We start from the raw sequence: 13,887 nt of genomic DNA on the forward strand, positions 1-13,887 counted from the left end.
TCATTCAAATCGTTTCCACACGCGGGGCAGGATGTCAGATAGCTCATGAGCGAGCAACGTATGAGCGGAGTGCTCGTCCGTCCAGAGCTCGGCGCACGCACCATGCAAATAGACCGCGTTTAATATGGCGTGCTTTGGATCTTCATGGCAGCAGAGCATCCCCAATATCTTGCCCGTCAGCGTGTCACCGGTTCCGCCCTTGGCGAGCGCCCCGTTTCCGGTTGGATTGAGCCAGCAGTCTCCATCAGGAAACGCGATGACGGTTTGGTTTCCTTTTAACACAATGACAGTCTGTAGCTGAGCCGCCCATTCCTTTGCATATTCCGCTCTTTTTTTCTGCAATTCGTTCACGGGCACCCCTGTCATTCGGGAAAACTCGCCCGGGTGCGGCGTGAGGATGACGGGGGCCTCCCGTTTCGGATATGTGCGCTTCGCCAGCGCTCCGGCATCCAAAATAACAGGACAATCAGCCGTAAGCACATGATCGACTGCCTGCTGTACGCTTTCCGTTTGCGGAAGGCCCGATCCGATGGCAATGGCTCGGTACGTCTCTTCAAGCTGAGCATCCGCCGCCTTTTTCCAGCCGTCACGCCAATAGGTCGCCTCGGGCAAAACAGGAACAATTAGCGGGATTACGCTTTCTGATGTACCGATGACAAGCTTGCCGAGACCGCTCCGCATGGCCCCAAGCCCTGCAAGCAGCGCTGCTCCCGGCATGTCGTCACTTCCAGCCAGCAGCAAAGCCGTACCGTACGTGCCTTTATGGCTCTCCGCATCTCTTTCAGGAAGCGTGGCCCTTACATGCTCTTCCGTCCAAAATGGAACATTCATCTCTATCCCTCCTCTGCTTTCTTTTCCTATTTTTCCTGTCCCTTTTCTTTTTCAAACAAAAAAGACAGCCTTTTAGGGCTGTCTTTTATTTTACAGGAACATCAAGGTGATACAGGCGGCGATATCGTTCGTTTGCCGCCAGCAGCTCCTCATGGGTTCCTTCCATTTCTGTTTTGCCGTTTTCGAGAAATACGATTTTATCGGCTGCTTCCACTCCCGCGAGATGGTGTGTAATCCATAAAATCGTTTTTCCTTTCAGCACCTCAAACACCGTTTCCATCAATTCACGTTCGGTAATAGGATCGAGGCCGACTGTTGGCTCATCGAGGATGATGATCGGTGTATCCTGCAGCAAAATCCTCGCAAGTGCGATCCGCTGGCGCTCTCCACCGGAAAAACGGATGCCGGTTTCTTGTACAGAGGTATGATATCCGTCAGGCAATGACTCAATGTAGTCATGCAGCTTGACCTGCTTTGCGGCGCGGCGCACATCCTCGTCGCTTGCTTCTCCGTTTCCGAGCCTGATGTTGTTCAAAATGCTTGTATCAAACAGGTGCGGTTTTTGATTTAACACGGCCACCGCATCCGCAATCTGATCCTTTAACAGCGCTGTCTCCACTCCGTTTAACGTCACAGAACCGGAGTCCGGTTTCAAGGCGCCTTCGATTAATGCAAGCGATGTTGATTTCCCAGAGCCGCTTCGGCCGAGCAGCGCCATTTTTTCTCCTTGGCGCAGCGTAAAGGAAAAGTTGTGCAGCACTTGGCTGCTGTTGTCATAAGAAAACGTCACATCACGAAAGGCCAAGGTGACATCTTGAAGATCGAGAATTTGATCCCCTGATTCAGTTTGTGACGCCTCCGGCTGAGGAGCCACATTGTTCATGCGTCTGATAGAATCCTGATAGCCCGGCACTTCGCCTAAGGCATCCGAAAGCGGCAAAAAGGCTTCCGTCAACGGAAACACCACTAGCACAAAAGCGGCAATCATCGTTTTAGCGAGCTCGCCGTCCGCTTGCTGTCCCGCTGTCCAAAACAGCATCAGCAAAATAAGGCCAGCGACAAGGCATTGCGCAGCAAAGTCCCGCCATCTTGTAAAGCGTTGTTTTTTCCGTTCAAGCTCAAACCAATCACGTTCCTCTTTTTCATAAGCATCAATAAAAGCATGCCGGCGTCCGCTGAACATCCAGTCGCTGACACCCATCACAGCATCTGTCAGACGGCTGTACAGCACATTCCGTCCGCTTTTCAGCTTCGCATTCTTCGCTCTCGTCACGAGCAAAGACACAACCGGAAACAATACAACAAGAACAAACAAATACAGCGCAAGCAATATGGCAAACGGCCAAGAGAAGAAGCCGAGCGCTATCACTGACACAGCATACAGGAGCAAGGCTGAGATCGCAGGAAAAATCGTTTTTAAGAAAGCATCCTGCAAATGCTCAATATCCTCAGACAAAATGCCGAGCATATCCCCCGTGCGAAAACGGGAACGCAGCATCAAAGCACCCGGCTCAAGCATATTGTAAAGGCGGACGCGCATGTCAGATACGATTTTCAAAATGATGTGATGGCCGACGAGCCGTTCCACATATCGCGACACAGAGCGCGCAATCCCAAAGGTGCGCACAGCGACAATCGGCACATAAATGAGCAGAATGTTTTCCGGCCTTGTCGCCGCTTTAGAAATCAAAAAACCTGAGGTGAACATGAGAAAAGCAGCAGAAAAAATCGTCACCGCACCCAAAAAGATAACCAGAACGAACAGGCGGGCATTTTGCTTGATATACGGCAAAATCCATTCTTCTTTCTTCATGCTCTTTCCCCCAGTTGTGCCTTCACGAGTTTGGTATACACACCGTTTTTCTCCAGCAGTTCATTGTGAGTCCCGATTTCCGCAACCCTGCCCCCGTCAAGCACGATAATTTCGTCCATATCGAGCATCCAGTGAAGGCGGTGAGTCGCGAGAAAGACGAGCTTATCCTCAAATAAATCCAGCATCGTTTCTTTTATTTCATATTCTGTTTCGATATCAAGATGGGCGGTCGGCTCATCCAGCAGCAGGATCGGACGGTTTCCCAAAAAGGCGCGGGCCAGCGCGACACGCTGTGCCTGGCCGCCGCTGAGCGCCCGGCCGCCTTCCCCGATCCGTCCCTCTAATCCGTCAGGAAGGTTGTTCACCAGCTCCGTCAGTCCCGCTGAGGCAGCAGCACGTGTTGTATCCTCTGCCGAAGCGCTTGGATGGTAGAAGCGAATGTTGTTGCCAAGCGTATCATCAAAAATGTACGGATGCTGGGGAATGTAAAGAAGGTTCTTCTGCCAGCTGCCGTCCTGCAAATGGGACCGGCTTGTACCATTAACCTCAATCATCCCGCCATCCGGCTCTAAAAATCCGCCGAGAATATCAATTAATGTTGATTTTCCGGCGCCGCTTGCACCGATAATGCCGATTTTTTTCTTGCCTTTGAATGAGAGATGAATATCAGACACCGAACGGCCGACTGACACGCCTGACAGCTTCAGCTCATCCTGATCGGACCAAGCTTCGAGCTGAAGCGGCGTCTCTTCTTTAAAACCAGGCTGCGACAAAATCTCTTGAATGGTTTTTCCTGCTTCCTGGCCGTTCAGCGTTGCATGATAATCATTCCCCACTTCCCGCACCGGCAAAAAATACTCAGGCGCCAGAATAAGCGCCGTTAAAGCAGGGCCAAGCAAAATATCGCCGTCAATGAGGCGCAGGCCCAGAAATACTGCGACTGTCGCCACCGACAGCATCGTGAAAAAATCGAGGGCGAATGATGACAAAAACGCCACCCGGAGTGTGCTCATCGTTGCCTTGCGATACCGCTCACTCACATAGAAAATATTTTTGCTGTGTGACTTGCTCAAACCTAGGAAACGCAATGTCTCCAGCCCGCGAAGAGAATCAACAAAATGATTGGAAAGTCTCTGATAGGATTTCCACTGACGATCCGCTTTTCTCTGCGCGACAAGGCCGAGGAGAATCATAAAGATGATCAGAATCGGCATAGCAGCGACTAAAATGATGGCTGATGTCCGATCCTGAAAAAACACATAAATGACAACTGCCGCAGGCACAATCGCCATGCTGACCATTTTCGGCAGAAACAGCTCCAGGTAGCGGCGGAACTGGCTGATGCCTTCCATCGCCAGCGTCACCATTTGCCCCGTCCCCTCTTTCTTTGCAAAGCGGGGGCCTAATCGGAACAGCTGATCAAGAAAACTTTTCCTCAAATCTGCTCCTGTCCGGGCGGCGTATTGATAGACGATTTTCTGTCGCGCCACCGTCACCCCGTGCCGGGCGATAAAAGCGATGAGGAAAAAGCCGATCATCGGAAAAAGGGAGGTAATGCCCTTCCCGTTGAACAGTCCGGTTACGGCCTCACTCAGCCACTCTGCCTGCATAATAATGGCGGCTGTCTGAATCATCGTTAAACAAGTAATCAAGGTGAGAATCCGCTTCATTCCTTTATATCGAAACAGGTCTTTTCCCATTAATAAGTCATAGGCTCCTTATGGCTGACGCGCTTCCGGAAGACATAATAGCTCCAGATCTGGCTGCCGATGACGAACGGCAATAGCGTTAATGCTGCAATTGACATGACTTTAAGCGAATAATCTCCGGAAGAAGCGTTAGCTACTGTTAAATCGTATGCGCTATGAAGCGAGCTGACCATTACACGAGGGAATAGGGAAATAAAGATCATTCCCACGGTCAGCGCCAGACCAGCGCCTGTCATCCCAAATGTCCAGCCGTCTTTTTTCTTACGAATAAATACAGCCGCGAGCATAAAGCAGATGACAATCAAAACAGCGAGCGGAATGGTAATCTCGCCGCGGCGTGTAAACATGTCTGTCTGATACGCAGAAAGGGCCGCGAAGGCAAGAACCGCTACAAAAACAACACCCATTATCTTTTGCGCCATTTTCCGGGCGCGGTTTTGCAAATCACCAATCGTACGCAGCGTGATAAACATTAATCCATGCTGGAAGCAAAGAAGTGTTACCGTCACACCGCCAAGTATAGAATATACATTGATATAATCAGATACATGTGCGTGAATGTTCATGTCGGCATCAATCGGCATCCCGCGGAATAATGTCGTGAACAGCACACCAAGCACAAACGGAGGAATCAGACTGCCGAAGAAAACGACCCAGTCCCAAACCTTTACCCATTTTAAATGATCCACCTTGCCGCGGAACTCAAACGCGACCCCGCGGCCCATTAACGCAAGCAGCACTATGACAAACGGAATGTAATAACCGCTCAGCATCGTTGCATACCAGTTTGGGAATGCCGCGAAAATGGCGCCTGCACCAGTCAAAAGCCACACTTCATTCGCGTCCCAGAACGGCCCGATCGTGTTGATCAGCACTCTGCGTTCTAATTCATTATGGCCAAGAAAACGGGTCGCCATGCCGACCCCGAAATCAAAGCCCTCCAAAAAGAAGAATCCTACAAACAATACAGCAACGAGTATAAACCAAAGATCATGAAGAGATGCCATGGTATACCTCCTGACTAAATGGATCTGTTGATACAGGAACATCATGATGATCACTATGCTCCGCACCTTTTTTAATCTCACGGATAAACAAGAAGACAAGCAGCGCGCCCAGAATCAAGTACATCACACCGAATGCGATGATTGAGAATAACAGGGAGCCCGCTGTTACGTTAGGCGACACAGATTGAGCGGTTGTCATTAACCCCATAACCGTCCAAGGCTGACGTCCGATTTCTGTCATAATCCAGCCCGCGGAGTTCGCAAGAAACGGGAAGGAAATCAACGCGATCATGATGCGCAAATACCATTTGCTGTTTTCAAGCTTTTTGCGGCGGTTTAACCAGAGGCCGCCTAACGCAGCAAGGATCATGACAACGCCTGCGCCAACCATGATACGGAAGCTCCAGAATGTCGTTTTCACTGGCGGAATGTAGTCGCCTTTTCCGTATATTTTTTCGTACTCAGCCTGAAGGGTTTTCATCCCTTTGACACTTCCGCTGAATTTCTGATAAGCCAAGTAGCTCAAGGCATAAGGAACTTTGATTTCATTTGAGCTTTTTTCATTTTTTGTATCGATCGTCGCAAAAGCGGTCCAAGCAGCAGGGTCACCGCTGTCTTCCCATAGGCCTTCACTGGCAGCCATTTTCATCGGCTGTGATTCCATCAAGTGCTCAGCCTGCATGTGTCCGCTAAGGCCGACGCCAAGACCGGCACAAAGGCCGACGATCATTGCGAGTTTAAAAGATTGCTTAAAGAACGGCACTTCTTTTTTCTTCAGCAGTTTAAAAGCACTCACTCCGGCAATAAAGAAAGCTCCAGTGGCAAGCGCACCGAAAATAACGTGCGGGAATTCAACCCAAAGCTGAGGGTTTGTAATCAACGCGCCAAAATCATTCATTTCCGCGCGGCCGTTTTTGATCGTAAAGCCGACCGGCTCCTGCATAAAGGAGTTTGCTGTTAAAATCCAGAAAGATGACATGATCGTTCCGAATGATACGAGCCATATGCAGAGCGCGTGAATTTTCTTCGGCAGGCGGTCCCAGCCAAAAATCCATAATCCGATAAAAATAGATTCCATGAAAAACGCCAATAATGCTTCAATCGCAAGCGGAGCGCCAAATACATCTCCGACAAAACGGGAGTAATCTGACCAGTTCAGTCCAAACTGGAATTCTTGCAAAATCCCCGTTACAACACCGACTGCGAAATTTATTAAGAATAAGTGTCCCCAAAACTTTGCCATTTTGAGATACAGCTCATTTTTCTTTACAAGATAAAGAGTCTCCATCAACGCAACCATAAACACAAGCCCGATAGACATCGGCACAAACAAGAAGTGAAACAACGTTGTTGATGCAAATTGTATGCGGGCTAATACCAATTCACTCATGCTTTCTCCTCCATTTCCGGTTAAAACTGTTAATTTGCTCACTACTTCACAAATAGAACCGAGACTTTGATCAGTAATTCACAAAATAGACGAAAAAAAATATTGTTCAATATTTCACAAATGTGTCAAAAAGTCGTCCAATATGAGGCAAGATTGCCAGACTGACCAAATGACACAATCTCTGACTGGTTCATATTAAGTACTTTACAACGATTCATTTCAAAAATAAAGCCTAAAATACCTAAAAAGTCCCGCACTATGTGACGGATTTTTGTCTATTTTGTTGCTTATTTATGTCGGCTGCTAGGATAAATGACCCTTTATTATCGTACATCAACACATCGTTCCTTGCGAACAAAATGCTTGCCCTGCACCAGCACTCGTTTCTCCGCACTCCGTCATAAACAGATTTTAGGCAGGATGCCTCTTTTCATTTGAACCGGCAAGTGGAGAAAAGTTGAATAGTAAATTTTTAATATATTAATAATTTCAATTTTTTAGTATACTTAACATAGTGAACAATTTCACTGCATCAAGAATAGGGGAGGTTTTTCAATGGGAGAGCTTCAAACACACATGCAATTGCAAACGGATACAATTCACGAAGGGGTTCGAAAAGAGAATTGGTTTGCGAAAGCCATGAATATAAAAGTAGGCATCATACCGCTTCCTGTGTATGCCTTGCTGTTTATATTAATCACTGTTTTTGTTATGCATCACGATGTAAAAAGTGACATTTTGACATCCATCGCCGTCATGGCGTTTTTCGGGTTTACCTTTGCCCAAATCGGCAAATCGATACCGATAGTTCGTTCTATCGGCGGCCCGGCCATCCTAGCTACTTTTATTCCGTCCGCTGTCGTGTACTATCACCTTCTGCCTAATGATATCGTCAAATCCACCACAGAATTTACAGAAAACTCAAACTTTCTATATTTGTTTATCGCCGGCATTGTCGTTGGAAGCATCCTCGGCATGAAAAGAGAAACACTCGTAAAAGCATTTATGAAAATCTTTATTCCGCTTATTGTCGGTTCTGTCACAGCCGCTATTGTCGGACTGGCTGTCGGGACATTGCTCGGACTCGGATTTCAGCATACCCTGCTGTACATTGTCATTCCGATCATGGCTGGAGGAGTCGGAGAAGGCGCTATCCCGCTGTCCATCGGATATTCTGACATCATGCCCATTTCTCAAGGGGAAGCGTTTGCACTTGTTCTGCCATCGATTATGCTGGGCAGCTTGTGCGCGATTATTCTAGCGGGATTGCTGAACCGCATCGGAAAGAAAAAACCGGAATGGACAGGCAACGGCAAAGTGGACCGCTCCGAAGAAGAGTCCCCTGCGCTGGAGGAATCTCAAAGCGGACAGCAAATGTTCAACCTTTCTTTATTTGCGTCAGGCGGTATCCTTGCTGTTTCTTTATACTTAGTCGGCATGCTCGCTCACGATTTTTTCGGTTTTCCGGCACCCGTTGCCATGCTTTTACTGGCTGTTCTAATCAAGCTGTTCAGATTGGTGCCTGCCTCAATTGAAAATGGCGCGTTTGGAGTGTCCCGCTTCTTTTCAACAGCTGTGACCTACCCGCTTCTCTTTGCGATTGGGGTATCCATGACGCCGTGGGACAAGCTTGTCGCCGCTTTTAACCTCAGCAATATTATCACGATTCTGTCTGTCATTGTGACCATGATGGCCGTTGGCTTCTTCACTGGAAAATGGCTGAACATGTATCCGATTGAAACCGCCATTATTAATGCATGCCATTCTGGGCAAGGCGGCACCGGTGACGTTGCCATTTTAAGCGCCGCTGAAAGGCTTGAGCTAATGCCTTTCGCCCAGGTGTCTACCCGCATCGGGGGCGCGATTACAGTATCCTTAACCTTATTGCTGCTTCACCAATTTTATTGATACACCTCGGAGCAAGTTCTTCGTCAAACGAAAGAGCTTGCTTTTTTGCATGTCCATATTTTTGCAAGTTCCCGCCTCATGCTATAGTAATAGTTGGAAATACTAGATAGAAAGGAATATGGCATGCCTATGGGAACTCATCTATTTCTCTTTATGCTTCTCGGGCTGGGATTTTATTTGATATCAGCCCTGGCAGCAAAACTCATTCCGGCCATAGACTTCTGGATTGATATTGTTCTATGGGTCGGCGCTGCGGCTTACATCTTCTCTCATCTCTCATTCATGGACGGCATTGTCTCACTCGCGACAATGTTCTACTGCTATTGGACTGCAATGGATCTCATTGTTTCAGAGCGTGTGGAAAAACCTTCGGGAGACTGGCAGGAAATCGAGCTGGCCAGAAACAAAACACGTCTCCTGTCAGACATTACGCTGACCGCCATTGTGTTTGCAGGGGCTGTTATTTTTTTCATCTATGGACCTGACACAAGCCCTCTCAAATATGTGATCCTTCTCGGCATGATCTCCGGCGGTGGGGCACTGGTGAAGCGTATACTGAATGTTTTCAGCGTAAAGGTTTTTTATTCAGCTGCCTTAGAAAAATTGCATATCAGCTCTCGCTATGAAACCCGTACATACCCGCTTTCCGATTTGAAGGACATTCAGCTTGAATCAACAGCTGATCTCTTAAAGCTCCATCCGCTTCTGACAATGTATTCATCACGTTTAGATTTGACAACAAGCTTTCAGCAAGTCATTAAACTGTCTCTCCCCGGCGAAACACTGTTTCTGACGGTGAAGGAACCGCAAAAATGGAAAACAATTCTTCAGGAATACACAGATGCAAAAAACAATGTGGACAATGTGATTTCTGTTTTGCCGTTTTATCATCGAAAAAATGTGAAGCGGCTGCTCGGTAAGCTTTATTTTGCCGCCAGCGTAAAAGGGGTATCCGCTTACGCCTTATTGGTGCTCGCGTTATACGCATTACACGCCTCTCCATGGGTCATGGCTGTTGCCGTAATCCTGTATTGGGTATTCAACATGTATATGTCAGACCGTGTGTTGCGGGCGGCGATGGACGCCAAGCCTTGTCATCATCCGCATGTACAGGCAGCGGCCGATAAGATTTTCCGATCGGCCGGCATTTCCCATGTCCGCATATACGAAACGGAGAGTGATGATTACAACGGAATGGCAGTAGGCATGAATGTCGGGAGGTCAATGGTCATCCTGACAAGCGCCACACTAACACTTCCACAGCGTGTCATCGAAGGCATTCTGGCCCATGAGGCAATTCATATCAAAAAACGTGACGTTCTGTCATCACAGCTTTTGCGTTTTCTATTTCTTGGAGCTGTCGTTGGGATTTTCCTCTTGTTTGAGCAGCATATCACCCATCCCGAGGCCCACAAAATTGTGCTTTGGGCTTTCATTATGGCAATCATTATCCTATTCCAGCTCTATCAATCCTTTTGTTCACAATGGATGGAGGTGCGTGCTGACAATCTTGGCGCATCATTGCTGGAGGGCGGTTACAAACAAATGGCTGAAGCCTTGAAAATCTTGGCGGTTCGGCAGGATGAGGACATACAGAAACAAAGTGCCTACAGCTCTAAAATAGGTGAAGACGAGCTTCAAATTGACTCTCTCACCCGTGATAAAAGCTGGTTTTTCAGATTGATTGATTTTCAGTTCGCTCCTCATCCCCCTATGTATTGGCGTGTCGGCACTTTATTGTCAAACAAAGGACGTGGGGTGCTAAAGCGCTGGCTCAGAGACCGCCTGAAAGAATCAATCACTTTGAAATGAAACCGGTCAGCGTTTCATCCGTATAACAGATATGGTGAAAAAAGGGAGTGACCAGAAGTGATAGTGATCTTATTGATAATAGCTATTATTGTTTTTCTTTCAGTCATTCAGCCGCAGTCATCGGATAATAAAAGCCGCCAGCAGGCGGACAGCGGGTATTTCGGTTATTCAGACAACGGCTCATACCATGATGGATGCAGCAGTGACGGAGGTTTCAGCGATTCCGGCTGTGGCGGCGGAGGGGGCGGCGATTAAACGCCGCCTTTTTTTATTTCATTGATTCGATGTACGCACCAAAAGCCGAGCCCGACATGCCTGGGGACACGCGCACACGATGGAGGGCATACATTCCCTGGTCTCTCGAAGCCGCGCCCGGTTCTGTCGTCACGCCCATTTGATAGCCTGTTTTTTCAGCTGCCTTCAGCGTCTCCTCATTGTAGCGCCCTACCGGATAGCTGATGATGGTGGTTTGCTGATGAAACATGTTGTCAAACAGCTTTTTCGAATCAGCCATCTCACTTTGCTGCTGTTGAGGCGTTAATCCGTTCAGTTCAAGGTGGTCAATCGTATGGCTTTCAATCGATATGCCGTGCTGTGCCATTTCCTTCATTTGTTCCTCTGTCAGATGGTGCTTATGTCCGATCGATTTGCCGATCATAAAAATCGTTGCCTTCATCCCGTACTTTTTCAGCACCGGATACGCATCTTGATAATTGTCGGTGTACCCGTCATCAAATGTGATCAGCACGCACTTCTCACTCGGTTTTTTATCCTGCGTCAGCATGAGATACGCCTCTTTCGACGTTAATGTCTGATAGCCGTTATCATGAATCCACTTCATATGCGCCTCGAATTCTTTCTTTGGCACACGGAGGCTGTTTCCTGAAGAAATGCTGTGGTACATCAAAATCGGCAGCTTTGCCGGTTTCTCTGTTTTGATCCATGCGGATGTATCGTCTTCTTTTTTCTGAACTTGTACTGCCTTTTTTTCCGGTTTCTTTTGTTCCGCTTTTGGCATCGGCTGCTCTGCATTCGCCTCTTGATCAGCGCAAGCCGTAAGCGCCAAACAGCTGCCCAAAAGAAAGATGCTTAAAAACAATCGTTTCATCGTTCTCCTGCTTTCTGTCTATTTCTTCCTCCTTTTTCATCGGTTTGATTCTGAAATTTTCAATAGCAAAAAACCGGACATCCCCATGTCCGGTTTTTTTGATCTTATCGGATTCTCACTTCTGTCTCACTGTCAAAGAAATGGCCTTTATTCATATCAAATGCAACCGTCAGTTCATCGCCCGATTGAATATCGAGGCGGGCGTCGATCCGCGCAATAAAGTCTTGGTTGTCGATCTGCGAATAAATCATGATTTCAGAACCGAGCAGCTCTGCAACATTGATTTTCGCCTTAATCGAAGAGTTCTTATATGATTCCACGACAATCAATTCATCATGTATATCCTCAGGACGGATGCCGAAGATGACCTCTTTGCCGATATAGCCTTTTTCACGCAGCACTTTCATTTTTCCTTCCGGGACGGTTAATGCCGCAGAACCGATTTTGATTAAGCCATCCGTGAGCTTCCCTTTGAAAAAGTTCATCGCCGGTGATCCGATAAACCCGCCGACAAAGACGTTTTCAGGGAACTCGTATACATCCTTCGGCGTCCCGATTTGCTGAATTTTCCCATCTTTCATGACTACGATCCGTGTCGCCATCGTCAGCGCTTCTGTCTGGTCATGCGTCACATAAATCGTAGTAGTCTGCAGTCTCTGGTGGAGCTTAATGATTTCCGCCCGCATTTGCACCCTCAGCTTCGCGTCCAGGTTTGACAAAGGCTCATCCATCAGGAACACCTTTGCATCCCGCACGATTGCCCGGCCCAGCGCAACCCGCTGTCTCTGTCCGCCTGACAGCGCTTTCGGTTTACGGTGCAAATATTCCTCCAGCCCGAGAATTTTAGCGGCTTCTTCTACTCTTTTTTTGATTTCAGGCTTCGGCATTTTCCGAAGCTTGAGCCCGAACGCGATATTATCGTAGACCGTCATATGTGGATAGAGCGCGTAGTTCTGAAATACCATCGCGATATCCCTGTCCTTTGGCGCTACATCATTGACCCGTTTTCCTTCAATATAAAAATCGCCTTTCGAAATTTCTTCAAGTCCTGCGACCATTCGCAGCGTCGTTGATTTCCCGCAGCCGGACGGGCCGACGAATACGATAAATTCCTTATCGGCAATATGAAGGTTAAAGTCATCAACCGCCGGTTCCTTTTGATCATAAAATTTATAAATATGCTCCATCCGCAATTCAGCCATCTAACATCCCCCTTTGTTATTGTAAACGCTTTCTTATATTAAGTGTAACAGCAATTCCCTCTCGCTAAAATGGGCAGCGTTCATAAAATCACCCAGCCATTTTTCGTGCATATTTCCAATTTAATCTGAACTTTCATTTTGCAGGCAGATAAAATAGGCAAGAAGTGCGCCTTTGTACGATTTGATATCTATCCCTGACCGCTCAATAAATTTATCAATCCGATATTGCAGGCTGTTGCGATGCAGATGCAGCTTTTTCGCTGTTAATGTGACGTTTGAGTTGTTTTCAATAAACAGCTTAATGGTCTTCCTTAGCTCAGCTTCACTTCCAAATAAAAGCTCAGCTTCTTCAGAGAGCAGCGTTTCCAGTTTTTCTTTTTCTGTTTCTAATAATAGAAAAGGAAAGATCATCTCAAAGGTCACACTCTGCACCTGAGGCAGCCGTTTTTCAGCAAACAGGAAATACGCCTGTTCACGAGCATAATGTTTTCGCAGACACTCATCCGGCTCGTAAAATCTTCCGGCGTAAAAACGGACACTGAAGTAGAAATCACTTTCAAGAACCTTTGCGAGCGATTCCAGTTCGCCCTTCTCCGCCGCCGCTTCACTTTCCTGCTCGACAATCACGCCTCTGTCCTCATGGATCCACACAATCACAAAAGACACCGGCCAAAAATGGCGAACCGCTTCCGTAAAGGACGTCCTTTCTATTTTGCCGAACAAATGAAAGTGAACAAATCTCGTCCGTTTCTTTATGTACGCCGGCAATTCCCCTCTGGAAAAAAGGAACGAAAACCACTTGTTTTCCTCAGGTGATTTCATAGACATTTGATTGCCCTCATCCGCAGGCGTCAAAAATGCCTGCAGCACCAATACTTCTTTTTCACTGATCTCTGTTTTCGGAATGGAGATATATCTCTGATTGCTCTCATCAAAAAAACATAGACAGCCTTCCCTTATGCAAAGCTCCTCAGACACAATCGAACCGGGATAAATAGCCAGCAGCGATTTCATAGAGTCTCCTCTCTTATGTAAGGATCTGTATATTCAGTATAAGGCGAAACACACATGTTCTCCACTAAAAAAGAGTATATCCGGTATAGATAG

The 13,887-nt window shown here is 47.3% G+C and carries 11 protein-coding genes; 3 read left to right on the plus strand and 8 right to left on the minus strand.

Features of this window, described 5'->3' with window-relative positions:
- The 5 genes from MHI44_RS10290 to cydA all read right to left on the minus strand — a co-directional run bounded on the left by MHI44_RS10290 (position 1) and on the right by cydA (position 6,750).
- Positions 1 to 831 carry an NAD(P)H-hydrate dehydratase gene (locus MHI44_RS10290; protein ID WP_339203433.1) on the minus strand — a complete coding sequence of 277 codons (831 nt, stop codon included), beginning with the start codon at positions 829 to 831 and terminating at the stop codon, positions 1 to 3.
- Positions 832 to 916: 85 nt separating this feature from the next.
- Positions 917 to 2,644, minus strand: a complete 1,728-nt coding sequence (cydC, locus tag MHI44_RS10295; protein ID WP_003244401.1) for a thiol reductant ABC exporter subunit CydC — start codon at positions 2,642 to 2,644, stop codon at positions 917 to 919.
- Positions 2,641 to 4,344 (minus strand): thiol reductant ABC exporter subunit CydD, encoded by a 1,704-nt coding sequence (gene cydD, locus MHI44_RS10300; RefSeq protein WP_015250901.1) that lies wholly within the window; start codon positions 4,342 to 4,344, stop codon positions 2,641 to 2,643. Before cydD ends, cydC begins: the two co-directional genes overlap by 4 nt.
- Positions 4,344 to 5,360 (minus strand): cytochrome d ubiquinol oxidase subunit II, encoded by a 1,017-nt coding sequence (gene cydB / locus MHI44_RS10305; RefSeq protein ID WP_003244559.1) that lies wholly within the window; start codon positions 5,358 to 5,360, stop codon positions 4,344 to 4,346. Before cydB ends, cydD begins: the two co-directional genes overlap by 1 nt.
- A complete protein-coding gene (gene cydA / locus MHI44_RS10310; RefSeq protein WP_069703973.1) occupies positions 5,344 to 6,750 on the minus strand; it encodes a cytochrome ubiquinol oxidase subunit I in 1,407 nt (468 codons plus the stop codon). The genes cydB and cydA overlap by 17 nt, the downstream gene beginning before the upstream one ends.
- Positions 6,751 to 7,305: 555 nt before the next feature.
- On the opposite strand from cydA, the gene cimH reads away from it, so the two are divergent.
- The 3 genes from cimH (at position 7,306) to MHI44_RS10325 (ending at position 10,725) form a co-directional block, all read left to right on the plus strand.
- The gene (gene cimH / locus MHI44_RS10315; protein ID WP_339203436.1) at positions 7,306 to 8,658 is read left to right on the plus strand and encodes a citrate/malate transporter CimH; all 1,353 of its coding nucleotides are present in this window, start codon (positions 7,306 to 7,308) and stop codon (positions 8,656 to 8,658) included.
- 123 nt (positions 8,659 to 8,781) lie between these two features.
- The gene (locus tag MHI44_RS10320) at positions 8,782 to 10,470 is read left to right on the plus strand and encodes a M56 family metallopeptidase (RefSeq protein ID WP_339203437.1); all 1,689 of its coding nucleotides are present in this window, start codon (positions 8,782 to 8,784) and stop codon (positions 10,468 to 10,470) included.
- Between the two features lie 57 nt (positions 10,471 to 10,527).
- Complete coding sequence (locus tag MHI44_RS10325; protein WP_021480969.1) at positions 10,528 to 10,725, plus strand: hypothetical protein; 198 nt, start codon at positions 10,528 to 10,530, stop codon at positions 10,723 to 10,725.
- Positions 10,726 to 10,738: 13 nt separating this feature from the next.
- Here MHI44_RS10325 and MHI44_RS10330 read toward each other — a convergent pair whose 3' ends face one another.
- The 3 genes from MHI44_RS10330 to MHI44_RS10340 all read right to left on the minus strand — a co-directional run bounded on the left by MHI44_RS10330 (position 10,739) and on the right by MHI44_RS10340 (position 13,794).
- Entirely contained in the window at positions 10,739 to 11,578 is an 840-nt protein-coding gene (locus MHI44_RS10330; protein ID WP_339203438.1) for a polysaccharide deacetylase family protein, read from the minus strand.
- Positions 11,579 to 11,682: 104 nt separating this feature from the next.
- Positions 11,683 to 12,780, minus strand: coding sequence for a maltodextrin ABC transporter ATP-binding protein MsmX (gene msmX, locus MHI44_RS10335; RefSeq protein ID WP_003242648.1), 1,098 nt, complete (start codon positions 12,778 to 12,780; stop codon positions 11,683 to 11,685).
- A 120-nt stretch (positions 12,781 to 12,900) separates the two neighbouring features.
- A complete protein-coding gene (locus MHI44_RS10340) occupies positions 12,901 to 13,794 on the minus strand; it encodes a PucR family transcriptional regulator (protein WP_029318632.1) in 894 nt (297 codons plus the stop codon).
- Between the last annotated feature and the right edge of the window lie 93 nt (positions 13,795 to 13,887).

Origin of the sequence: Bacillus sp. FSL K6-1366 (genome assembly GCF_037976695.1) — a bacterium.
GTDB lineage: Bacteria > Bacillota > Bacilli > Bacillales > Bacillaceae > Bacillus > Bacillus subtilis.

Excerpts from the sequence above, each read along its gene's own strand:
- MHI44_RS10290 (WP_339203433.1), bottom strand. The coding sequence starts at position 831 with ATGAATGTTCCATTTTGGACGGAAGAGCATGTAAGGGCCACGCTTCCT.
- cydC (WP_003244401.1), bottom strand. The coding sequence starts at position 2,644 with ATGAAGAAAGAAGAATGGATTTTGCCGTATATCAAGCAAAATGCCCGC.
- cydD (WP_015250901.1), bottom strand. The coding sequence starts at position 4,344 with ATGGGAAAAGACCTGTTTCGATATAAAGGAATGAAGCGGATTCTCACC.
- cydB (WP_003244559.1), bottom strand. The coding sequence starts at position 5,360 with ATGGCATCTCTTCATGATCTTTGGTTTATACTCGTTGCTGTATTGTTT.
- cydA (WP_069703973.1), bottom strand. The coding sequence starts at position 6,750 with ATGAGTGAATTGGTATTAGCCCGCATACAATTTGCATCAACAACGTTG.
- cimH (WP_339203436.1), top strand. The coding sequence starts at position 7,306 with ATGGGAGAGCTTCAAACACACATGCAATTGCAAACGGATACAATTCAC.
- MHI44_RS10320 (WP_339203437.1), top strand. The coding sequence starts at position 8,782 with ATGCCTATGGGAACTCATCTATTTCTCTTTATGCTTCTCGGGCTGGGA.
- MHI44_RS10330 (WP_339203438.1), bottom strand. The coding sequence starts at position 11,578 with ATGAAACGATTGTTTTTAAGCATCTTTCTTTTGGGCAGCTGTTTGGCG.
- msmX (WP_003242648.1), bottom strand. The coding sequence starts at position 12,780 with ATGGCTGAATTGCGGATGGAGCATATTTATAAATTTTATGATCAAAAG.
- MHI44_RS10340 (WP_029318632.1), bottom strand. The coding sequence starts at position 13,794 with ATGAAATCGCTGCTGGCTATTTATCCCGGTTCGATTGTGTCTGAGGAG.